We start from the raw sequence: 24,205 nt of genomic DNA, 5'->3' as shown, positions 1-24,205 counted from the left end.
ATTGCATGAGTTGCCCTTGCAGCTTTTGACAAAAGTTGGCGATTTAGAAATCGCTGTGACTCATCATTTGCCAGATAAAAATTGGGGACGAGAGTTGATTCATATTGGTCAACAAGAGAATTTTGATTGCCTGTTTGAAGGTAACAATTGTGCCATTGCCATTTATGGTCATATTCATCAGCAATTTCTTCGTTATGCGACAGGTGGGCAGATGATCATCAATCCAGGTTCTATCGGTCAGCCGTTTTTTCTAGATGCTTGTTTGAGAAAAGACCTGCGAGCTCAATATGCTATTTTAAAAATTGATGAACAGGGATTAGCAGATGTCGATTTTCGACGGGTAGCTTATGATGTAAATAAAGAATTGGAAATGGCTAGAACATTTAAATTGCCTTATTATGAAGTGTATTACGAAAGCCTCGTTCATGGAATTCATCACACCCATAACCATGATTTACTTCGAGCAATCAGTGAGCGAGAAGATTATGTTGCGCAGCTTAAGGAGTTTTTTTAGACGTAATACATGAAGTTACAATGTAAATTTGGTAGAAATATTCATTTCGTTTTAGACAATAAATTAGCAGAAATTTAGACGGTAATGGAAGAAGAGTTAAATAAAACTAGTCTTGCAGATGTCGTGGCATCTGCTCAAGAAGAGATAAAAAAACAATCCGTTTCGTGAGGAATGGATTGTTTTTTGGAGAAAAAGAGGAGCTAAAAATAACAGTTGATTTCATAATCAAGAAAAACTTGCTGATAATCATAGAGGTCTTCCGGATGTAGAGCTTGCACATTTTCCATTTCATAAGGGCGTTTTAGTAATTTATATTTATTTTCACCGAATTGATGAAAAGGTAAGAGTTGTACTTGGTCAATAGATAATTTTTTAAATAAAATAGCAAATTGTTCGGCATCTTCTAGAGAGTCATTAAAGCTAGGGATAACAGGAATACGTAGGACAATAGTTTTTTGTTGCGAAAAAGCATAATGAATATTTTTGATAATTAGTTCATTTTTGACCCCTGTGACTTTGCGGTGATTGATGGTGTTGTAATGCTTTAAGTCAGTATAGATAAAATCTACATACTGGAGCAAATCAACAAATTTATCATGATCTACAAAGGCTGTCGTTTCAATGGCGGTATGGATGTCATTTGCTTTGGCAGTTTTTAGAATGGCTTTAGCAAATTCAAACTGAGCAAAAATTTCTCCACCAGACAAGGTCAGGCCTCCACCTGATTCTTCATAAAATTCTCTATCTTTGAGAACTTCTTTGATAATCTCTTCAACGCTTTTTTCCTCTCCCATGGTGATAGTCTTTTTGCTAGAAGCGTCTAACATGGGTTCAGGTTTAAATTTCTGAGATTCTGGATTGGCACACCAAGGACAGCGTAAGGGACAGCCTTTTAGAAAAACAGTTGTCCGAATTCCTGGTCCGTCGTGAATACTAAAATGTTGAATATTAAAGATGATTCCTTTTTCTGAACTCATGATGTACACTCTTTTCTCGCTTATTTTCTTTTATTATATCAAACAAACGAAAGAAAAACAATTACGAATGAAACCATTTTTTATTTTATTTATTCCTTAAATTCTGTTAAAATAAAGAATGAGGTGAATAAAATGGAACGTTTAGATGAAATCGTTAAGCTCGTTTCAGAGTTTGAAAAAATTGATGTTAATACTTTATCTGATAAATTAAAAGTCTCTAAAGTAACGATTCGGAAAGATTTGGATAAGCTGGAAATGAAAGGCTTACTTCATCGGGAGCATGGTTATGCGGTCTTAAATAGTGGTGATGACTTGAATGTCCGGCTTTCTTTTCATTATGATACCAAGCGAAAGATAGCACAAGAAGCGGCAAAAATTGTTGCAGACAATGAAACGATTATCATTGAATCTGGTTCAACTTGTGCTCTGTTAGCTGAAGAAATCTGTCGTACTAAGAAGAACGTGAAAATTATTACAAATTCTTATTTTATCGCAGACTATGTGAGAAAAGTAGATTCTTGCAAGATTATCTTGCTAGGCGGTGAATTTCAGAACGATTCGCAAGTTACGGTCGGTCCTTTGCTTAAGGAAATGATTCAATTTTTCCATGTCGAACATGCTTTTGTAGGGACTGATGGCTATGATGAAGAGCTTGGTTTTACAGGTAAGGATTTAATGCGTAGCGAAGTGGTGCAATACATGTCGGAAGCATCTGACAAAATGATTGTGTTAACAGATTCGAGTAAATTTGATAAAAGAGGGACTGTCAAGCGCTTTGGTTTGAAACAGGTTTCGCAGGTGGTAACTGATCAAGCTATTCCGACAGCCGCGGTTCAACGCCTAAAAGCAGCCAATATCAAATTGACTCTAGTCTGATAAGTAGAGGGAGATAAGATGAAAAGTGAAAGAAAAAGGCTATTAGCTAAGATTGCTTATCTTTATTATGTAGAGGAGAAAAGTCAGGCAGAAATTGCAGCAGAGACAGGGATTTATCGGACAACTGTGAGTCGTATGCTGGCTGAAGCTAAAAAGGAAGGCATTGTCAAAATCGAGATTGAAGCCTTTGATACGCGTTTGTTTCATTTAGAAAATGTAGTAAAAGAGAAGTATGGGTTGAAAGGACTTGAAATCGTAGCAAATCAAGTGGATGACTCACCTTCTGATTTGGAGCAGCGGTTAGCTCAATCAGCGGCAGGAATGCTTCGGGGGATGATTGATGACAATGCTAAAGTTGGATTTTCATGGGGAAAGAGTCTTAGTCTCTTGGTAGAACACTCGGGCAGTCGACACTTGAGTAATGTGCATTTTTTTCCATTGGCTGGCGGACCTAGCCATATTCATGCGCGTTATCATGTTAATACTCTCATTTACAGTATGGCTAATAAATACCATGGGGATTGTCGCTTTATGAATGCGACAATTATACAAGAAGATGAGATCTTAGCAAAAGGAATTTTGTCTTCTAAATATTTTGAGGACTTAAAAAGAAGTTGGCAAGAACTAGATGTGGTTGTTGTTGGTATTGGTGGACAAGTGGATGAAAAAAATCGGCAGTGGTTGGATATGCTGACGGCTGAAGATTTTCGTACAGTAGAAAATGAAGGAGCTGTCGGAGAAATTTGTTGTCGCTTTTTTGATGAAAATGGTGAGTTGGTTGATGAACAGTTGCAAAATCGAACAGTTGCTATTTCTTTAGATTATTTAAAAACAGTTCCTCACAGTCTGGCTTTCGCCTATGGTCGTCAAAAAGCTGCCGCTATTTTGGCGGTTTTACGTGCTGGGTATGTCAACCATTTAGTTACAGATGAAGCAACTATTTTAAAAGTGTTGGAATTGGATAATAGTGCAGTTAATTAGTAGTTTATAACAGTTCTCCTTTTCCTCATTATTTCATTTTCAAAAGGTCAAGAATAATGATTCTGACCTTTTTATTTTACTCGACAAGCACAAATGTGCGATAAATATAAAAAAAGAGAATTTGTTTAATGATATATTGACGGAATACGAGAAAGATGATAAATTTGAGTTACAAACAAAAATAAAACGCTTTCAAATAAAAGAAAGATATATTTTGTAAATAAAAATAGGAGTAACGTTAAATATGGAAGTGATTGTAGCTGATCAAATCATTATGGGGTTAATCTTGCATGCTGGGGATGCCAAACAGCATATTTACCAAGCTTTATCATTGGCAAAAAATGGTGAATTTGAAAAATGTGATGAGCATTTGAAATTGGCAGATCAGGCATTGTTAGAAGCTCATAATCTACAAACCGAGTTTTTGGCACAGGAAGCGGGGGGAACAAAGACAGAAATCACAGCTTTGTTTGTCCACTCTCAGGATCATTTGATGACCAGTATTACAGAAATTAATCTTATCAAGGAAATCATTGACTTGAGAAAAGAATTACAAGTGAAAAAATAAATCATCAGGAGGATGAAGATATGATTAAAATTGGGCTGTTTTGTGCAGCAGGTTTTTCAACAGGAATGTTGGTCAATAATATGAAAATAGCTGCGAAAGAAGCTGGTTTAGAGGTTGAGATTGATGCTTATTCTCAGGCCAAGTTAGCAGATTATGCACCAAACTTGGATGTTGCTTTGTTAGGACCGCAAGTAGCTTATACTTTGGATAAATCAGCTGCCATTTGCGAAGAGAACCATATTCCAATTGCGGTCATTCCAATGGCGGACTATGGCATGCTAGATGGTAAAAAAGTATTGAATCTCGCTTTGGGGCTTTTGGAACAAAAATAAGGAGCTTAGTTATGGCTAAAGTAGATACTCAAAAAATTATTGCGCCGATTATGAAATTTGTTAATATGCGCGGTATAATTGCCTTAAAGGATGGCATGTTGGCAATTCTCCCCTTGACAGTTGTTGGAAGTATCTTTCTGATTGTAGGACAGTTACCATTTGAAGGACTCAATCAGGCAATTGCAGGTATTTTTGGGAAAAATTGGACTGAGCCATTTATGCAGGTTTACTCAGGAACTTTTGCGATTATGGGTTTGATTTCCTGTTTCTCCATAGGATATTCTTATGCTAAAAATAGTGGTGTAGAGCCTCTGCCAGCAGGGGTGTTATCCGTGTCCTCGTTCTTCATTCTTTTAAAATCTTCTTATGTACCGACAAAAGGTGAACCTATTGCAGATGCTATTACTAAAGTTTGGTTTGGTGGTCAGGGGATTATTGGAGCTATTATTATTGGTTTGGTTGTCGGTAGTATCTATACCATGTTTATTCAAAAGCATATTGTTATTAAGATGCCAGAGCAAGTTCCGCAAGCGATTGCTAAGCAATTTGAGGCTATGATTCCAGCTTTTGTGATATTCTTCCTTTCCATGGTAGTTTATATTCTTGCTAAAATGCTAACAAAAGGTGGCACTTTTATTGAAATGATTTATGGTGTGATTCAAGTGCCATTACAAGGATTGACTGGTTCCCTTTACGGTGCAATTGGTATCGCCTTTTTCATCTCCTTCTTATGGTGGTTCGGTGTGCATGGGCAATCTGTTGTCAATGGTGTAGTGACTGCTCTATTGCTTTCAAATCTGGATGCCAATAAAGCTTTGCTTGCTGCTGGAAAGCTATCTGTTGGTAAAGGAGCGCATATTGTTACTCAGCAATTCTTAGATAGTTTCCTAATCTTATCTGGTTCAGGTATCACTTTTGGCTTGGTAGTAGCTATGATCTTTGCAGCTAAGTCCAAGCAATACAAAGCACTAGGAAAAGTTGCTGCTTTTCCAGCAATCTTTAATGTCAATGAACCAGTTGTGTTTGGGTTTCCAATTGTTATGAATCCCGTTATGTTCTTGCCTTTTATTCTTGTACCTGTTTTATCGGCTGTAATTGTTTATGGTTCTATAGCAATTGGCTTTATGCAGCCATTTTCAGGGGTGACCTTGCCATGGAGTACACCAGCTATTATTTCTGGTTTCTTAGTGGCAGGATGGCAAGGTGCTCTCATCCAAGTTGTCATTTTAGCTATGTCCACTCTCATCTATTTCCCATTCTTTAAATTCCAAGACAATCTTGCTTACAGTAATGAACTGAAAGCGGAAGGATAAACTACATTGTATCACTGTAAAGAAATTATTTTAACGTTGATTGAGCACAAATGTGCAAAAAATCTTTAATTCGATAATTGATTATAAATGATTGAATTTTTGCATCTTGCATGCTACAATAGTTACGAAAGAAATAAAAATAATTTCATAAGAAAGGTTGTGCTGTGATGACTAATGTAAAAGAAATAGAAAAAACGACTATACAAACGAGTTATTTTGGTAGTTTAACGGACCGAATGAACAAGTATAGGGAAGATGTGCTGGACAAGAAACCTTATATTGATGCTGAACGTGCTGTTCTTGCGACAAGAGCTTATCAAGAGCATAAAGAAAAGCCAAATGTTCTGAAGCGTGCTTATATGCTTAAGGAAATTTTGGAAAATATGACGCTTTATATTGAAGATGAGACCATGATTGTTGGAAATCAGGCTTCGTCTAATAAAGATGCACCTATTTTCCCAGAGTATACTTTAGAATTTGTACTCAATGAATTAGATCTTTTTGAAAAGCGTGATGGCGATGTTTTCTATATTACAGAGGAAACTAAAGAACAAATCCGTAGCATCGCTCCTTTCTGGGAAAACAATAACCTCCGCGCTAGAGCTGGTGCTTTACTTCCAGAAGAAGTTCAGGTTTATATGGAAACTGGCTTCTTTGGAATGGAAGGAAAGATGAATTCTGGTGATGCTCACTTGGCAGTCAACTATCAAAAATTGCTTCAATATGGTTTGAAAGGTTTTGAAGAAAAAGCTCGGGCAGCTAAGGAGGCCTTGGATTTGACAGATCCGGCTAGTATTGATAAATATCATTTCTATGATTCAATTTTCATTGTAGTGGATGCTGTGAAAGCTTATGCGGAGCGTTTTGCCGCCTTAGCCAATCAATTAGCTGAAAAAGCAGAAGAGTCTAAACGCCGTCAGGAGCTCTTAGAAATTGCTAGAATCTGTTCTAAAGTACCGTATGAGCCAGCATCAACATTTGCTGAAGCTGTTCAATCTGTTTGGTTTATCCAGTGTATCCTCCAGATTGAGTCTAACGGACATTCGCTCTCTTATGGCCGCTTTGATCAGTACATGTACCCTTATGTCAAGGCGGACTTGGAAGCTGGTCGTGAGACAGAAGCTAGTATTGTGGAACGTTTAACCAATCTGTGGATTAAGACGATCACCATAAATAAAGTGCGCAGCCAGGCTCACACATTCTCATCTGCGGGCAGTCCCCTTTATCAAAATGTGACAATCGGGGGTCAAACGAGAGATAAAAGAGATGCAGTCAACCCGCTTTCCTACCTTGTGTTGAAATCTGTAGCTCAAACTCATCTTCCTCAGCCAAATCTGACTGTTCGCTATCATGCAGGTTTGGACCCTCGCTTTATGAATGAGTGTATTGAAGTCATGAAGCTTGGTTTTGGTATGCCAGCTTTCAATAATGACGAAATTATCATCCCATCCTTTATCGCAAAAGGCGTTTTGGAAGAAGATGCATACGACTATAGTGCCATCGGCTGTGTGGAAACTGCCGTGCCTGGTAAATGGGGCTACCGTTGTACGGGTATGAGCTATATGAACTTCCCTAAAGTGCTTCTCATCACTATGAACGATGGAATTGATCCCGCATCTGGCAAGCGTTTTGCACCAAGTTTCGGTCATTTTAAAGACATGAAGAGCTTTGCTGAGCTGCAAACGGCTTGGGACAAGACTTTGCGCCACTTGACTCGTATGAGTGTCATCGTGGAAAATTCTATCGACCTGTCTCTTGAAAGAGAAGTGCCGGATATCCTCTGCTCAGCTTTGACAGACGATTGTATCGGACGCGGTAAGCATTTGAAAGAGGGGGGAGCTGTCTATGACTATATTTCTGGTCTCCAAGTCGGTATTGCCAATCTATCAGATTCACTAGCAGCAATCAAGAAGCTAGTCTTTGAAGAAGGCAAACTGACTCCAGCTGAACTCTGGCATGCGCTTGAAACAGACTATGCAGGTGAGCGTGGCAAGGAGATTCAAGAGATGTTGATTCATGATGCACCGAAATATGGTAATGATGATGATTATGCGGATAAGTTGGTGACTGATGCTTACGATATTTATGTGGATGAAATCGCTAAATATCCAAATACCCGTTATGGACGCGGTCCAATTGGCGGTATCCGCTACTCAGGAACATCTTCTATTTCAGCCAATGTTGGTCAAGGTCGTGGTACTTTGGCGACACCAGATGGCCGCAATGCAGGGACACCGCTCGCTGAAGGCTGTTCTCCATCTCACAATATGGACAAGAATGGTCCGACTTCTGTATTGAAATCTGTTTCTAAATTGCCGACAGATGAAATTGTTGGGGGCGTTCTGCTCAATCAAAAAGTGAATCCTCAGACCCTGTCTAAGGAAGAAGATAAAATTAAATTGATTGCTTTACTTCGTACGTTCTTTAACCGTTTGCACGGTTATCATATTCAATACAATGTTGTTTCTAGAGAAACCTTGATTGATGCACAAAAGCATCCTGAAAAACACCGTGATTTGATTGTGCGTGTTGCAGGATATTCGGCATTCTTCAATGTACTCTCCAAAGCAACACAAGATGATATTATCGGACGTACAGAACACACATTATAAAAGAGGTCCAGTTTATGGAATTCATGCTTGATACATTAAATGTAGAAGAAATAAAAAAATGGTCGCAAGTTCTCCCCTTGGCAGGAGTGACTTCTAACCCGACCATCGCTAAAAAAGAGGGAGAGATTGATTTCTTTAAACGTATCCAAGAAGTTAGAGAAATTATTGGGGAAGGTCCTTCCATTCATATTCAGGTTGTTGCCAAAGATTATCAGGGGATTTTAAAAGATGCAGCTGAAATTCGCAAACAGTGTAGTGGAAATGTGTTTGTCAAAGTACCTGTAACCACTGAAGGTTTAGCCGCTATAAAAGTTTTAAAAGCAGAAGGTTACAAGATTACGGCAACTGCTATTTATACCATTTTCCAAGGTTTGTTAGCCATTCAAGCAGGCGCAGATTATTTAGCTCCTTATTATAACCGTATGGAAAATTTGAACATTGATTCAGATGCAGTTATTGGCCAATTGGCGGATGCGATTGCGAAAGAAGGTTCATCTAGCAAAATTTTAGCAGCTTCCTTTAAAAATGTAGGACAAGTCAACAAGGCTTTTGCTGATGGTGCCCATGCTATTACAGCAGGTGCAGATGTCTTTGAATCCGCTTTTGCTATGCCGTCTATCTCAAAGGCAGTGGATGATTTCGCTACCGACTGGGCAGTGATTCACCATCAAGAGTTTATTTAAACTAGTTATAAAAATTATTCCAATAGCTGTGAGGCATTCTAAAAATCTAAAAAGTTGTTAAGAAGTTAGAAAAGCTTTTAGAGCTGTTTCATTAAAGAAAAAGAGGTGTCTTATGAACATTTTTGCAAGTCCGTCTCGTTATATTCAGGGTGAAAATGCCCTCTTTGAAAATGCCAGTCAAATCCTCAAATTAGGTAGTCGCCCTGTGTTGCTTTGTGATGATGTCGTCTACCAGATTGTTGGAGAGAAATTTCAGGCTTATCTAACTCGATATGGTCTTCATGTGCTGCATGTTAGTTTTAATGGTGAAGCTTCGGATAATGAAATCAATCGGGTAGTCGCTTTAGCTGAAAAAGATGGAGCCGATCTAGTGATTGGTCTTGGCGGTGGAAAAACAATTGATAGTGCTAAGGCAATTGCAGATTTATTGGGAAGTTCCGTCGTAATTGCACCGACTATTGCTTCAACAGATGCACCAACATCAGCTCTTTCAGTAATTTATACTGAGGAAGGAGCATTTGAGAAATATATTTTTTACACCAAGAACCCAGATCTTGTCCTGGTAGATTCAAAGGTCATTGCTCAAGCTCCAAAGCGCTTGTTAGCTTCTGGAATTGCAGATGGTTTAGCGACTTGGGTTGAAGCGCGTGCGGTTATGCAGGCAAATGGAGAGACCATGCTAGGACAAAGACAGACTTTAGCAGGCGCAGCTATTGCCCAAAAATGTGAAGAAACTCTTTTTGCAGATGGTTTACAAGCACTGGCTGCTTGTGAGGCGCAGGTGGTAACACCAGCCCTTGAGCATATCATTGAGGCTAATACGCTTCTCAGCGGTGTTGGTTTTGAAAGTGGTGGATTGGCTGCGGCTCATGCCATTCATAATGGATTTACGGCTCTGACTGGTGATATTCATCATCTGACTCATGGAGAAAAAGTAGCTTATGGAACGCTAACACAGCTCTTTCTTGAAAACCGTCCAAAAGAGGAATTGGAAAAATATATTCGTTTCTATCAGAAAATTGGTATGCCTACGACTTTGGCAGAAATGCATTTAGAAAATGCCAGCTATGATGATTTGCTCAAGGTTGGTAAGCAAGCTACTATTGAAGGTGAAACCATTCATCAGATGCCGTTTAAGATTTCAGCATCTGATATTGCGGGTGCTATCCTAGCAGTCGATCGTTATGTAAACTCCTTATAAAAATAAAAAGAAACAAGTCTGATTAGATTGGACTTGTTTTTTCGTGTAGTAGAAGACAACATTCCTATTTTAGATTTCCTCTAGTTATGACTTTCGTAAAATAGAAGAGTCTAAGTGATGAGATAGGACACGTTGTTCTTTTTAGGAGTTGAAAAATTTTTTAAAGTTCTAACAATAGGACTATATTTTACTAAAATATTAATATGTCTTTTATTGCTTTAACATTTTAATAAGTGTATAATAATTTAAAACTGAAATTACAAAGTTAAGAGAGTAAACGCTTTATTTTTTGATAGACGATCACAATAGGAGGTTCGAATGAAGAAAAAGGTTATTGTGGGCATTGTTTCCATTTTAGTATTAGTTTCAGGGGGGATATTTTATATGACACATTCAATACCCAATTCACATGATGACGTTAGTAATGTTTTAGATGAAAAAGGAATCCAGCTTTACAAGCATGGTTTCCGTTTGCTAGAAGAACAAATCGCCACTTATATCAAAGAGCATTATACCGGAGTAAGCAAGATTGAATTTTCCCCGATTTTTATTCAAGGGGATAACAAACACAGTATGTTTAGTGCCAATGTTGTTCCGGCAATCTATGATAAACAGGGAAATAAAGTTATTTTAGGCGGAAGAGTTGAGCGAAGATGGTTTGGGAGATATGGCTTATTAAACGGAATATACTTAGCTTTTGATGGTTCAGATAAAGAAGTGATTGAATTAAAGGTTGATGATCAAGATGTGGATGTGTCTGGAAGTAAGCATCTGCCGGAAAAAGCAAGGTTGAGTTCCAGTAAAAAAATTGACGAAAATATGGCGGCGTTGATTAAAGACGGACAGCTAAAAGAAGTGGTTAAGAATGATTCTGGCAGTCCTAAGGCAGAGGTTGTCTATAATATTGAAATTAAAAAAGGAGATTATTCTGAATGGCGCTGAAAGATAAGGAAGTACAAGACTTACAAACAGACATACTTAATATTATAAAAGATAAAAAGATTGGAGAGTGTTTTGATTCGGGTGAAATGAGTTACCAACTCATCCACAAGGTCAACGAAACGACCCAAGCTATTGCAGTAGCGCCTATTGTCAATGGCAAGCCAGACTACAGTCAAACAACGATTGTGGCAGCCGGCACGCAAGACATGAACCATGATGTGAATAAGCATGTTGCCGAATCTCTTACGAATGCAGCAGTAGCTATGACGGGTTTGACCGAACAAACCAAAGACATTCGCCGATTCTATAAGGAGACATTGGTCAACTCCTGAAATATCCTTTTAATTTTGCTATACTATAAGGGAATAAATCCTTATTCTTTGATAAGATATCGAAATGGAGGTCAATGATGAAGAAACTTATTTCAGGAATCGTTGTTATGGTAATGATTATTTTAGGAGGAGTGTTTTATATGAACCAACAAAGTCATAATCCCGATACGGGTATTTTGGATAAACAGGAAGTGCAGCTTTACAAGCATGGTTTTCGTTTGTTAGAAGAACAAATCGCCACCTATATCAAAGAGCATTATACCGGAGTAAGCAAGATTGAATTTTCCCCGATTTTTATTCAAGGGGATAATAAGCATAGTATGTTTCATGCTAATGTTGTTCCTGTGGTCTATGATGAATCTGGGAATAAAGCTTATTTAGGTAGGAAAATCGGTGATCAGAGCTATGGGAATTATGGTATTTTTTGGGACGTTAGATTGGATTTTGATGGTTCAGATAAAGAAGTGATTGAGATAAAAGTTGGTGATGAATTTCTGGAAATTTCTGGAAGCAAACATTTGCCTGATAAAGCTAAATTAAATTCTAAGCCAAAAATTGATAAAAATATTGAGGCTTTAGTTAAAGATGGGCAGCTAAAAGGAGTGGTTAAGAATGATTCTGGCAGTCCTAAGGCAGAGGTTGTCTATAATATTGAAATTAAAAAAGGAGATTATTCTGAATGGCATTAAATGATGAAAATGTGCAGGAATTACAAGTTGAAGTTCTTAATATAATAAAAGACCAAAAAACTGGGAAAAAATTTGTACTTGATGGAACAGGCAAAGAATATCAACTCATCCACAAGGTCAACGAAACGACCCAAGCCATTGCAGTAGCGCCTATTGTCAATGGCAAGCCAGACTACAGCCAAACAACGATTGTGGCAGCCGGCACGCAAGACATGAACCATGATGTGAATAAGCATGTTGCCGAATCCCTCACAAACGCCGTAGGGGCAACGACTGGTCTGACCGAACAAACCAAAGACATTCGCCGATTTTATAAGGAGGCAAAAGAAAAGATCCCCTCTGCTAATGGGGTGATTTCCAATATGTCGGGTTTCAGTCAGTCTGGTCCTGCAGTTGCTAAGGTGGCAGCCGAAAATAAAGTAGAGAGAGTGACCAATTTTATGGACTGGGGAGCTGCCGCTGCTGTTAAGCAAGGACTTTCCAGTTCTAAAGGTCTGACCCCTAAGGAAGTTGCCTATCTGAAACAGCACGCTCATATTTATAGTGATGCCGGAAAAGATGTGACGAACTTCGATGGCGGTGGAGGAGCAATTCCCTATGGACGCGTTTTTACAGTAGATGGCAAAAAGCATAGCGCTGCTTTCCCACGGATGAAAGAAAATGGGCTAGATACCGATTGGTATGTGAAACAAGGGAAGTTCTGCTCGGGCATGACGGAGAAACAGGTTCGCGCAATTGCAAAGAAAAAAGCTAGCCAAGCCAAAGAGTTTGACATTCGTAACCCTGAGACCTGGTTTGACAGCACAGATCCAGAATTTTATGTGAAGGAGTACAAACGAATCTATGGGTCTTTTGCGAAAGAGAATAAACGTTTGACGAAACTCAAGTACAATCGCCAGAAGATTTCCAGCCTTCATAAACAATTATCAAGTGCCTCTGGCTCTAAACGAGTGAGCTTGCGAGAGGAATTGGTAGGAATAACCGCTCAGACGGCCCAATTACAGTCTGAGGAATTTGAAAGAGCGATTCAAGAAAAATTAGCAGAATATAAAGAAAAGGTAGAGGAACAGATTAAAGAGGTAAGGAAGGCATCTCATGAGATGGCGCAATACTTATCAGCGATAGAAGTGGAAGCAGTTTTGGCAGATTTTACGATAAGTGCTTGTTGGGATGAAGCAATAGAGGTAGAAACGTTAAAAGCCACAAGCACTTATAAAACTCAGTTAGACACTTTCTCAAGTAAACTGAATGAGGTAGCCGAACATATTATTGAAACAGATCGTAATGGTGCGACTTTATTTGCTCGAAACTATTAAGGGGAGGGAGATAGATGATTGAAATGTTGGCAGCTAGCCAAGCAGAAGCAAGAGCTCTTCAAATAGAAATAAAGAAGAATCAAGAAAGAGCCGCTATTCGCTCGGTTGTACTGGCACAAAGAATGATATTATCGACAGAATCCATGGCTTTACAAGCGTGGTTGGAGCAAGAATCCACAGAGATGATGGCTTTTTCTAGTAAAACGTTGGTTTCAGATTTGCAAGATGGCTTGACAGGGAAAGCAGCAGAAAGTGCTAGGGATTACCTTACGAATATTCCACGTCCTCATTTACAGAGTCCGATTAAGGGAGGGGAATAATATGTCCAATCTAAGACAACAAAGAGAAGCATTGGAAAATGAGCATAGATATTATCAGAAGCGTTTGGATAGTATTGAACAAGAGTATCATTATATGAAAAGGGATATGATGAATCATACGGATCGTCTTTGTAACTGGACTTCACATTTTTATCGTGATATTCCAAACCATTTGGGAGCTGCTACGAGCCAATTGTGGCAATTACGAGATGAGTTTGATATGCGGATGAGACGTTATGAGAGGCAGTTGGCAGAAGAAAGATCTAGAGAAAGAAAACAATATCGTAAACGATTGGATGACCTAGAATATCACAGATGACTTTTAACTCATCTGTGATATTTTGTTTTCTACACTTTTTTTAGATATTTGCCCTCTATTTTAAGAAGTGAAAGTTTTAGCATTGATTAAAGCGCTTTCTCGGCATAAAATGGACATGGGAAGTCGCACATGTTTATTCCATTTCTGGAACAAAAGTGCATGTTATGGATTATCTTACTATTGTCAGTCAATCGTCCAATCATTGGCTAAATAAATTGATAATAGAAAATAGTGAACTCAGTATCATACATCATCTAGTAATTGATAGAGTAGGAGGTAAATGTAAAAGCACTGGGAGAAGTGTGATGTGAGACTACTATTTCAAATTAAGAAAGGAGAAGATGATGAGAAAAAATCATTCCCTCAAATTTTCCATAGGTGCTTTTGCAATCATCGCTGGGATGACAATCTTAAGCGCCTTTTCTGCTTATGCTGATAATGAGCAAACTCTACCTGAACAGCAGTATCTTACGACAATAGCGGAAAAATTGACAAATAAGCATAGCAATGTGGAAAATTCTAAGCAAGAGTTGACTTTTAAAGATGTACCCAAGCTTCGTCCAAAAGAAGTTACCTTTGCTACTTGGCAAGATCTATTAAATTGGAAGCCAGGTGCTCGCCCAGATGATGATATTAATCGTTCTAGTGTTCCTCTGGCTTCGCGTTATCAGGGAAGCTTAATAAATAAAACTGCAAATCCAGAAGCGCAGCTGCAGGCTTTATCAAATATGAATTCTAAAGCTGCAACTCGTTCGTCAGTTGGTGATGAGGAATTTAATGCTTATGCTTTTGATTATTGGCAATATGTGCATTCAATGGTTTACTGGGATGGTCTCGTTCCAACACCAGATGTGATTGATGCTGCACATCGAAATGGAGTGCCTATTTATGGTAGTTTATTCTTTAATTGGTCTACGAAAGCAGAAGATCAGAAGCGTTTGTTGGAAGCGATGAAACAGGATTCAGATGGAAGCTTCCCTATTGCTAAAAAGCTAGCAGAAATTGCTAAATACTATGGATATGATGGTTATTTTATCAATCAAGAAACATGGGCAGGAAATTTACCTGGATTACCGACTAAAATTCGAGATTTTATAATCTATTTGAAAGAATACTCCCGTTCAATTGGTCATCCTTTAGCTGTTTCTTGGTATGATGCTATGCTCAATAATGGTAAACGTGAATATATCAATGGATTAAATGACCAAAACGACTTTTATCTGAAAGCAAGAGAAGCAGACAAAAAAATTGCAGCAGATACGTTGTTTGCTAATTTTAATTGGACTAAATCCAGTATTGACGAGTCTGTTAAGCATGCAAAGACAATTGGTCGTAATCCTTATGATGTGTATGCTGGTCTTGAATTGCAAAAAGGTGGCTCTTATAAAACGGATGTTAACTGGAATAGCTTGCTTGATCCGTTAACCAAGAAACTCAAGACTTCTCTTGGGTTGTTTGCTCCTGATACCATTATTAGTTTCGGAAAGACAGGCGAGGAATACCATCGGCATGAAAATCGTTTCTGGACAGGATTTCAAGGGGATCCAACTGTCGAACAACCTACAAACCAGAAATGGCGAGGTATCAGTAATCTCATTGCGGATAGGACACCAATTACGGGGACGACTTTTAATACTTATTTTAATACGGGTCATGGCAGAAAATGGTTTGTAGATGGAGCGATTTCCAAAGATGGTCCTTGGAATTATCGTTCTGTGTCTGGTATTTTGCCAACTTGGCGTTGGTGGATTCAATCTACGGGACAAAAATTGAATGCTGACTATGATTTTGAACAAGCTTTTAATGGCGGAAATTCTCTGAAATTTACTGGAAATCTAACAGAAAAAACCAAACAAGATATTATGCTTTACTCTACTAAGTTGGAAGTAAAATCTACAAGTAAATTAAGAGTTTCTTATCGTGGAGGTGCAGGAACGACAATTCAAGTTGGTCTTGCTACATCACCAGATTATAAAACTTTTGAATATCGTACCTTAACCCTTTCCTCAGATAATAAATGGAAAACGGACACGCTTGATTTATCTTCTTTAGCAGGTAAAACTATTTATGGTATTAAACTCACTGTCAGCAATGAACAAGCTGTTTCTAACTATCAATTCAATCTGGGACAGCTCGGTATTTTTGATACAGACACTGCTCCTTCTGCACCTAGTAACGTAGTCATCAAAAATAAAGTGATTAAAACTGCACGTGAGGCAGAAGCAACTCTTACATTTAAAGCTTCTCAAGGAGCAGATTATTATGAAGTGTACCAGGAAATTGGCAATAAATGGAAATTAGTGACAGGATCTTCTAGTACGAATATCTACCTTTCCAAAATCAGTCGTTTAATATCTGATAGAGGAGAAAGTCAACGCCTGAAAGTCGTTGCTGTAGGTAAAAATGGTGTTCGTTCTACAGAAAGTATTATTAACTTTAATTGGGGATTGGCAGCAGATGATACGACAGATCCAAAACCTGAGGCACCAAATGTTGTTTTAGGCGCTGTTGTAACAGGCACAAGTCTTGGAAAAACAAATAAAAATGAAGGTCCTGAAAATATGCTGACAGGTACAATCACTGGCTTGTCTGATAAATGGTCCAGTTCTGCTAGTCAAGCTTCTGTTGATATTAAATTGACACAACCACGTACGATTGTCCGTTGGGTAACAGAACATGCAGGCGCAGGAGGTGAGTCAGTCAATGATGGACTTATGAATACCAAAGATTTTGATCTTTATTATAAAGATGAGGCTGGTAAGTGGCAACTGGCAAAATCTATTCGTGGCAATAAAGCGCATGTTACGGACATTACTCTTGACCGTCCTATTACCGCGCAAGAATGGCGACTTCATGTCATTACATCAGATAATGGTACTCCTTGGAAAGCTATTCGGATTTACAATTGGAAAATGTATGAAAGTCTCAATAAAGAAACACCTAACATTCCTATGCAACATACAGCTATCCGAGATTTAGGTAATAATCGCATCCAAGTTGGCTTTAAAAACGTTCCAGCAAACACAACCGTTAATCTATATGATTCAAAAGATGCTACTAAGCCAATTGCAACGCATAAAACTACTAAAATGGGAAATGTCATTTTTAAACCTATTGACTTTAAAAAGAGACCAAGAGTTTTATACTACCGTACGCAAGCAGACGGTATGGATTTGAGCAATCGTTTGGCCATTATCATTCCGCCAAGAGCAGGTACTGAAAAGCCTGATAAACCCCAAGATGACAATCCTACAAAACCTTCTGATGCTGATAAAATGATGACATTAGTAGACAAAGATGGCCAAATCAAGGTGATAGGTACTGCGAAAGCTTTAAATGGTGCAACACAGGTCAAGGTGCAGATACCAACTGGAACACCTCCAGCACTAAAAGGAAAAAATTATCAATTATATGATATTACTTTGTATAATGCAAAAGGCGAGAAAGTACAAGTTATGAGTGAAGTGACTGTTCTGATGAGAAGTAAGGGGAAGGTTAGCAAAGTTTATCACGTCTCAAACAATAAGCTGGAAAATCTTCCTTTTACGCAAAATAAAGATTTAACGGAAACTACGTTTAAAACAGCTCATTTCAGTCAATATGCTGCCGTTTATGAAAATACAAAATCAGAAAATCCTGATTCTACATCACAAACGAAACCATCTGCATCGAATCATTCACAACAACCCAACAAATCTAAAAATCAGTCGCCTACAAATAAAACAGCATTGCCAAGTACAGGTAGTACTGACAGCCATCTAAGTTTATTTGGAGTCGGATTAATCGTATTTGTTTATCTTGGAATCATCAGAAAAAAAGAATATTAAATCTATTGTTACCAAAATATTGAATTGTCATACTTGTAAAAGAAGGGCGATTCAAAGCGAAAAAGTCAGGTAATATGTTAAATGAGGTGAGAGCTTGTTATAAATAAAAAAGAAAGATGATGAGTAGAGGCTGAGACACTATTGTCTCAGCCTCAGTTTGTTATATTTAAATCTTGTCAAACTGTTGTTTTTTGTCTCTTGACTTCCTAAAAGTTCTAACTACCTTTTCTATGGTAACCAGGAATGGTAGAAATCCAATTCTTTTCCGGAAAGAAGTTCATGGTGGGAAATACGGGTGTATTGTTTTTTATCCAATCGTACATCTTTGACAAAATGGAAATGGGAATAATTATGGTGGCTACGGATATCTAACCAATGCATTGCTTGAGGTAAGTAAATGCGCAAGTGGTTAAAGAGTGGAGTTCCTAGATCATAGTCCGCTTTGCCAGGACAGGTGGGATATAAGCCTAAAGCACTCCAAATATACCAAGCTGATAGACTGCCATTGTCTTCATCTCCGGGAAAGGCTTGGAAATTAGGAAGAAAAGCTTGATTGCGAATGCTTTTTAAAATGAGACTGGTATATTCAGGATGAGCACTGTAGCGAAAAAGATAAGGGATATGAAAACTTGGCTGATTCGAAATAGCCAATTGTCCAAATCTTGCAGTAGCCATCTCGCTCATCTCGTGGATTTCAAATCCGTAGCCTCCGATTTCAAAATGGGGGGTATCATTGCATAATTTTATCAGATAGGATGTAAAAATTTTCTCTCCACCCATCAGTTCTTTCAACCCTTCTATATCGTGGAGGATTCCTACAGTATTTTGAATAGCAGAGCATTCAGCATAGTCTTTTCCCCAACTGTAGGGAGAAAAAGCAGTTTTGAAGTTTCCTTGGCGATCTTTTGGTCGTATATAACCGGTTTGGGAGTCGAATAACTGTTTATAATTGAGTGCCTGCTGAGCGTAATTGTGGGCTTCTTTTTTATATCCCAGTTTTTTAGCAAGAATAGAAATACAAAAATCACTATAACTATAATCGAGAGAGTGGCTGACGCTTTCGTGATAATCAACTGGCAGATATCCTAATTTTTGATAATCTTCTGTACCGTGACGTCCGTATATTTGAGATGGATCTTCTATGGTAGCGGTTTTTATCATAGCCTGCAAAAGTTCTTGTTCAAAATCTGGAATTAAGTCTTTTATTGCTCCATCCGCAATAACACCATCAATCAAGGTTCCAGGCATCATGCCTCGCTCATCAGGAGCCAACCATTTAGGTAAAAATCCATTTTCATGGTAGAAATGGAGAAATCCTTCTAGGAAATCGTGGTACTTTTCGGGAGCCACTAGTGCGAGCAGAGGAAAGTTTGTACGAAAACTATCCCAAAAGCCAATGTTGGTATATAATTTTCCACTTTCAACGTGTTGTTTTTTCAAATTCAGATGAATTTCTTGCCCCTGCTTGTTAATTTCGTAGAAAGTTTGCGGAAAAAGAAAGAGGCGGTAAAGAGCGTGATCAAACAGATGCCGGTCAGCCTCGCCTTGCTCTACAATATCAAAGCGGTTTAAATAATGTTTCCAATTAGTTTCAGCGCTTTCTTTTATTTCTTCAAACGTTCCACTAGGTAGATTGAATTGTGCTTGTTCAGATGAAATAAAGGAAGTGGCTAGAGTAGTTTCCAGGATTTCAGTGTTAAAGTCCAAGCACCAATCCGTTCCTAGACGAGAAATCTTTTGGATAACTTGACTAAACTGCAGACAAAGATGCATGATCAGAGGGCTTTTGGTGGTGTTTGTTTCTTCAATGATTTTTAGGAAAATGCTGTGAGGATTTAGTTGCTTAATATGTAGTTCAGCAGAAGTATGGAAAAGGAGACTTAGTTTTTTATTCTCTAAGCTTGTGAAACGTAGCTTGGCTCCATAGAGACTGGGTGTTATTTCTGTGCTTAATTGATAACGATTAGAATAGAGCTTTAGATAATGTGGTTGAAATGTAGCTTCAGATACTAGATAAGAAGATTGTCGGTAAAGTAAATCTTCCTCTTCAACTTTTTCTGTTACTGGTGTAAGTAGCAACCAAGAAAAATCTCCTATCCAAGGGCTCGGCTGATGAGTCAGGCGAATACCTTGAAAAATAGGAATAGTGGGATTAAAATACCAAGCTCCGTTCAAATGGCTAGTCTGAGGGACAAAGTAATTCATTCCAAATGGGACACCGGTGTAGGGGAGTGTATTGCCGTTAGAAAAATGAGGGGTATTCTCTGTCCCATAGCGAGTATCAATACTTTCAAGTACAGTTTTCATAAGCAGTTTCTCTTTTGATAGATTATGTAAGTTGATTATAACACGAAACAACAAGCAAATGTTGCTTGTAAAAAGATATTATCGAAAGCCCTTTAGTTTGTGTATATATTTTAAAAACAGTTTAGCCTATACTAGATAATGTAAACGAGTATGAAACGGAGGTATTCATGATTTATTCAAAAGAAATAGTCAACAAATGGCTAGACTCTATCGCTCAAATAGCTAAAAATCATCCTACTTGGATAGCGGTATTTAAACGTTGTTATACAGATACTTTAGACAATACTGTAAAAATTTTAGAAGATGGCTCAACTTTTGTTTTGACTGGAGATATTCCAGCTATGTGGCTGCGGGATTCGACAGCTCAGCTCAAGCCCTATCTCTTTGTAGCCAAGGAAGATCCAAAAATCCGTCAAACAATTGCTGGTCTGGTCAAGCATCAGATGGCACTGATTTTAAAAGATCCCTATGCCAATGCTTTTAATATCGCAGACAACTGGAAGGGACATCATGAGACAGACCATACGGACTTGTCCGGTTGGATTTGGGAACGCAAGTACGAAGTGGATTCTCTCTGCTATCCTCTGCAGCTAGCTTATCTCTTGTGGAAAGAAACTGGAGAAACGAGCCATCTAGATGCTACCTTTATTGCTGGAGTTAGAGAAATTCTTCGAGTTTGGACGGTAGAACAAGACCACAGCCAGTCTTCTTATCGTTTTGTTCGTGATACGGACCGCAAGGAAGATACCTTGGTTAATGATGGACAAGGACCCGATTTTGCAGTGACAGGTATGACTTGGTCTGCCTTTCGTCCGAGTGATGACGCTTGTATTTACAGCTATCTGGTACCGTCTAATATGTTTGCAACAGTTGTTTTGGGCTATGTGGTAGAAATCTTTGACAAATTGAATCTGGATGGAGCTGAGGAGATTGTTCCTCATGCACAGCGCCTGCAAAAGGAAATCAAAGAAGGAATTGAAAACTATGCCTATATGAAAAACGCCAAAAATGAAAAGATTTACGCTTTTGAGGTGGATGGTTTGGGAAATGCCAGTATGATGGATGATCCAAATGTGCCAAGCCTTTTGGCCGCACCATATCTCGGCTTTTGTTCGATAGATGATGAAGTCTACCAAGCTACACGCCGTACCATTCTGAGTTCAGAAAATCCTTACTATTATGAGGGTTCGTACGCTGCAGGGTTAGGCAGTTCGCACACCTTTTATCGCTATATCTGGCCGATTGCCTTGGCTATTCAAGGATTGACCACTCATGATAAGGAAGAGAAACGTCGGATTCTGGACTTGATGGTAGCCTGTGATGGTGGAACGGGAGTTATGCACGAAAGCTTCCATGTAGACGATCCAACCAAGTATTCTCGTGAATGGTTCAGCTGGGCCAATATGATGTTCTGCGAATTAGTATTAGATTATTATGACTTAAAGATTGAGGTATAAAATGGAAAATATTACTGTACATATTATTTCTCATAGCCACTGGGACCGCGAATGGTATCTCCCTTTTGAATCCCACCGTATGCAGCTGGTAGAGCTTTTTGACAATCTATTTGATCTTTTTGAAAATGATCCAGATTTCAAGAGCTTCCACCTAGACGGGCAAACTATTGTTTTGGATGATTATCTAGAAATCTGTCCTGAAAATCGGAACAAGGTGCAGCGTTACATTGATGAAGGCAAATTGAAAATTGGGCCTTTCTATATCTTGCAGGATGATTATTTGATTTCAAGCGAAGCCAATGTCCGTAATACCTTGATTGGTCAGCAGGAGTGCAAGAAGTGGGGCAAGTCCACTCAAATTGGCTATTTCCCAGATACTTTTGGGAATATGGGGCAAGCGCCTCAGCTTTTGCGGCAATCAGGTATTCATGTAGCTGCTTTCGGTCGGGGGGTGAAACCAATCGGGTTTGATAACCAAGTCTTAGAAGATGAGCAGTTTACTTCTCAGTACTCTGAAATGTACTGGCAAGGTGCAGATGGCAGCAAGGTTTTGGGGATTCTCTTTGCTAATTGGTATAGCAATGGGAATGAAATCCCGGCAAATCCAGAAGAAGCGAAAGTTTTCTGGGAGAAGAAATTGGCTGATGTGAAGAGCTATGCCTCTACTAATCAATGGTTGATGATGAATGGCTGTGACCACCAGCCAGTTCAGCGCAATCTCAGCGAAGCTATCCGAGTAGCCAATGAACTTTATCCACATATCAACTTTGTGCACAGTTCTTTTGATGACTATGTGAAAGCTGTGGAAGCTGCCTTGCCTGAGGAATTGTCTATAGTTCAAGGCGAATTGACTAGTCAAGAAACTGACGGTTGGTATACGTTAGCTAATACTTCTTCAGCCCGTATCTATCTAAAACAAGCTTTTCAAGAAAATAGCAACTTGCTGGAGCAGGTAGTTGAACCATTGACTGTTATTACAGGCGGTCACAATTACAAAGACCAGCTGACTTACGCTTGGAAGACTCTTTTGCAAAATGCGCCACACGACAGCATCTGCGGCTGCAGTGTCGATGAAGTTCACCGTGAAATGGAGACCCGCTTTGCCAAAGTTAATCAAGTGGGGGAATTTATCAAAGGAAACCTACTGGAAGAATGGAAGCAAAAATTAGATAGCCGTCAAGCTGAGAGTGACCTCCTCTTCACTGTTGTCAATACTGGGCTCCATGACAAGGTAGATACCGTTTCTGTGGCTGTGACATTTGCGACCTGTGATTTCAAGGAAGCCCATCCGACAGAAGCCTACCAGAGAATGGCGGATCTGACAATTCCAGATTTTATTGTTAAAGATTTGGATGGCCGCTCCGTTGAAGCCAAAATCGAAGATTTGGGAGCTAGTTTCCAATATGACCTACCAAAAGATCGCTTCCGTCAGGCCTATATTGCCCGCCAGCTGCGCGTGACTTTGCCGATTCACCTAGCACCTCTGGCTTGGAAAACCTTTCAATTGCTTCCTGGTGCAAAAGAAGAACATGAAGGCCTCTACCGAAATGGCGTGATTGACACTCCATTTGTAACTGTTAGCTTTGACAAACACTTGACTGTCTATGATAAGACAACTCATGAAGCCTATGAAAACTTCCTCCGTTTTGAGGATCGAGGCGATATTGGGAATGAGTATATCTACTTCCAGCCAAAAAATACAGAGCCAATCTATGCAAAACTGGCTGACGTTAAGGTTCTGGAAAACAATGCTCGCTATGCCAAGGTGGAATTAAGCCATGAATTGACCCTGCCAGTAAGCGCAGATGAGCTGTTGGAACAAGAGCAAAAAGGTATCGTCGAATTTATGACTCGCTCAGCAGGTCGTTCGTCAGAATTGACAAGCATGATCTTGACGACAGAGTTGACAGTCTTTGCGGATAGTCCGCAACTACGCTTTAAGACTCGCTTTACTAATACTGCTAAGGATCACCGAATTCGTGTTCTCTTCAGAACTCATAACAGCAGTAAAACCAACGATTCAGACAGCATTTACGAAGTAGTTCGTCGCAACAATCGACCAGCTTCCTCCTGGGAAAATCCAGAAAATCCACAGCACCAGCAAGCCTTCGTCAGCCTCTATGATGACCAAAAGGCTGTAACAGTAGTTAATAAAGGCCTAAATGAATACGAGATTTTAGGTGATGATACGATTGCTGTCACTATTCTGCGGGCAACAGGGGAGCTAGGTGACTGGGGTTACTTCCCAACGCCAGAAGCCCAATGTCTGCGTGACTTTCAAGTCGAGTACACAGCAGAATGCCACCAACCGCAAGAGCGTTTTGCTGCTTATCGTCGGGCTAAAGCCTTCCAAACACCTCTGACAGCCTTCCAAATCTCTAAACAAGAAGGAAGTGTCGCAGCGGCGGGTCAAGCTTTGGAGCACCCTGCTCTGAACCTAGCAGAAATCTGCCCGACAGCCCTTAAAGTGGCGGAAGACGAGTCAGGTATCGTACTTCGTTACTACAATATGAGCCAAGAAGAGCAGGAAGTGATTTCTGATTCCAAAACTCTAGTTAACCTTTTGGAAGAAGTAGTGTCAGAAAAGCTAGGAGCCTTAGGACCACAGGAAATCCGCACAGAGCTCTTGAAGTAAGATT

Annotated in this window: 20 protein-coding genes; 18 read left to right on the top strand and 2 right to left on the bottom strand. The window is 39.1% G+C overall.

The window, feature by feature from the left end; all coding sequences use genetic code 11:
- A partial coding sequence (locus tag PCY10_RS04215; RefSeq protein WP_301558892.1) for a metallophosphoesterase family protein occupies positions 1-514 on the top strand: 514 nt, incomplete at its 5' end.
- Between the two features lie 200 nt (positions 515-714).
- On the opposite strand, the gene PCY10_RS04210 is transcribed toward PCY10_RS04215, so the two are convergent.
- Positions 715-1,491 carry a glycyl-radical enzyme activating protein gene (locus tag PCY10_RS04210; RefSeq protein ID WP_021002918.1) on the bottom strand — a complete coding sequence of 259 codons (777 nt, stop codon included), beginning with the start codon at positions 1,489-1,491 and terminating at the stop codon, positions 715-717.
- 132 nt (positions 1,492-1,623) lie between these two features.
- Between PCY10_RS04210 and PCY10_RS04205 the strand changes: the two genes are divergently transcribed.
- From PCY10_RS04205 to PCY10_RS04135, 15 genes are all read left to right on the top strand, one after another.
- Positions 1,624-2,367 carry a DeoR/GlpR family DNA-binding transcription regulator gene (locus PCY10_RS04205; protein ID WP_003028982.1) on the top strand — a complete coding sequence of 248 codons (744 nt, stop codon included), beginning with the start codon at positions 1,624-1,626 and terminating at the stop codon, positions 2,365-2,367.
- Between the two features lie 18 nt (positions 2,368-2,385).
- The gene (locus PCY10_RS04200) at positions 2,386-3,348 is read left to right on the top strand and encodes a sugar-binding transcriptional regulator (protein ID WP_020998843.1); all 963 of its coding nucleotides are present in this window, start codon (positions 2,386-2,388) and stop codon (positions 3,346-3,348) included.
- A gap of 244 nt (positions 3,349-3,592) precedes the next feature.
- On the top strand, positions 3,593-3,916 hold the full coding sequence (locus PCY10_RS04195; RefSeq protein ID WP_003036210.1) for a PTS lactose/cellobiose transporter subunit IIA: 324 nt from the start codon (positions 3,593-3,595) through the stop codon (positions 3,914-3,916).
- A 20-nt stretch (positions 3,917-3,936) separates the two neighbouring features.
- The gene (locus PCY10_RS04190) at positions 3,937-4,248 is read left to right on the top strand and encodes a PTS sugar transporter subunit IIB (protein WP_003036028.1); all 312 of its coding nucleotides are present in this window, start codon (positions 3,937-3,939) and stop codon (positions 4,246-4,248) included.
- A gap of 11 nt (positions 4,249-4,259) precedes the next feature.
- Positions 4,260-5,561 (top strand): PTS sugar transporter subunit IIC, encoded by a 1,302-nt coding sequence (locus tag PCY10_RS04185; RefSeq protein ID WP_301558891.1) that lies wholly within the window; start codon positions 4,260-4,262, stop codon positions 5,559-5,561.
- Between the two features lie 167 nt (positions 5,562-5,728).
- Positions 5,729-8,173 (top strand): glycyl radical protein, encoded by a 2,445-nt coding sequence (locus tag PCY10_RS04180; protein WP_301558890.1) that lies wholly within the window; start codon positions 5,729-5,731, stop codon positions 8,171-8,173.
- Between the two features lie 14 nt (positions 8,174-8,187).
- Positions 8,188-8,856: a fructose-6-phosphate aldolase gene (locus PCY10_RS04175; RefSeq protein WP_301558889.1), complete on the top strand. Its 669-nt coding sequence runs from the start codon at positions 8,188-8,190 to the stop codon at positions 8,854-8,856.
- 112 nt (positions 8,857-8,968) lie between these two features.
- Positions 8,969-10,057: a glycerol dehydrogenase gene (locus tag PCY10_RS04170; protein ID WP_004234002.1), complete on the top strand. Its 1,089-nt coding sequence runs from the start codon at positions 8,969-8,971 to the stop codon at positions 10,055-10,057.
- A 318-nt stretch (positions 10,058-10,375) separates the two neighbouring features.
- Entirely contained in the window at positions 10,376-10,999 is a 624-nt protein-coding gene (locus PCY10_RS04165) for a hypothetical protein (protein WP_301558888.1), read from the top strand.
- Positions 10,990-11,331, top strand: coding sequence for a hypothetical protein (locus PCY10_RS04160; RefSeq protein WP_041787477.1), 342 nt, complete (start codon positions 10,990-10,992; stop codon positions 11,329-11,331). Before PCY10_RS04165 ends, PCY10_RS04160 begins: the two co-directional genes overlap by 10 nt.
- Positions 11,332-11,405: 74 nt before the next feature.
- The gene (locus tag PCY10_RS04155; RefSeq protein WP_164503717.1) at positions 11,406-12,020 is read left to right on the top strand and encodes a hypothetical protein; all 615 of its coding nucleotides are present in this window, start codon (positions 11,406-11,408) and stop codon (positions 12,018-12,020) included.
- Positions 12,011-13,336: a hypothetical protein gene (locus PCY10_RS04150; protein ID WP_301558887.1), complete on the top strand. Its 1,326-nt coding sequence runs from the start codon at positions 12,011-12,013 to the stop codon at positions 13,334-13,336. The genes PCY10_RS04155 and PCY10_RS04150 overlap by 10 nt, the downstream gene beginning before the upstream one ends.
- Positions 13,337-13,350: 14 nt before the next feature.
- Positions 13,351-13,656: a hypothetical protein gene (locus PCY10_RS04145; RefSeq protein WP_003073203.1), complete on the top strand. Its 306-nt coding sequence runs from the start codon at positions 13,351-13,353 to the stop codon at positions 13,654-13,656.
- A gap of 1 nt (position 13,657) precedes the next feature.
- Entirely contained in the window at positions 13,658-13,975 is a 318-nt protein-coding gene (locus PCY10_RS04140; RefSeq protein WP_020998837.1) for a hypothetical protein, read from the top strand.
- Between the two features lie 344 nt (positions 13,976-14,319).
- On the top strand, positions 14,320-17,802 hold the full coding sequence (locus tag PCY10_RS04135) for an LPXTG cell wall anchor domain-containing protein (protein WP_367316819.1): 3,483 nt from the start codon (positions 14,320-14,322) through the stop codon (positions 17,800-17,802).
- 228 nt (positions 17,803-18,030) lie between these two features.
- On the opposite strand, the gene PCY10_RS04130 is transcribed toward PCY10_RS04135, so the two are convergent.
- Complete coding sequence (locus PCY10_RS04130; RefSeq protein WP_301558894.1) at positions 18,031-20,160, bottom strand: GH92 family glycosyl hydrolase; 2,130 nt, start codon at positions 20,158-20,160, stop codon at positions 18,031-18,033.
- 116 nt (positions 20,161-20,276) lie between these two features.
- Between PCY10_RS04130 and PCY10_RS04125 the strand changes: the two genes are divergently transcribed.
- Positions 20,277-21,566, top strand: a complete 1,290-nt coding sequence (locus tag PCY10_RS04125; RefSeq protein ID WP_102567715.1) for a glycoside hydrolase family 125 protein — start codon at positions 20,277-20,279, stop codon at positions 21,564-21,566.
- A 1-nt stretch (position 21,567) separates the two neighbouring features.
- Positions 21,568-24,201: an alpha-mannosidase gene (locus PCY10_RS04120; protein WP_301558886.1), complete on the top strand. Its 2,634-nt coding sequence runs from the start codon at positions 21,568-21,570 to the stop codon at positions 24,199-24,201.
- Positions 24,202-24,205: the final 4 nt, after the last annotated feature.

The sequence above is a fragment of the Streptococcus sp. SI1 genome (assembly GCF_030439945.1).
GTDB lineage: Bacteria > Bacillota > Bacilli > Lactobacillales > Streptococcaceae > Streptococcus > Streptococcus intermedius.
The sequence above is the reverse complement of the archived record's forward strand: the minus strand, read 5'-3'. Positions and strand labels throughout refer to the sequence as shown.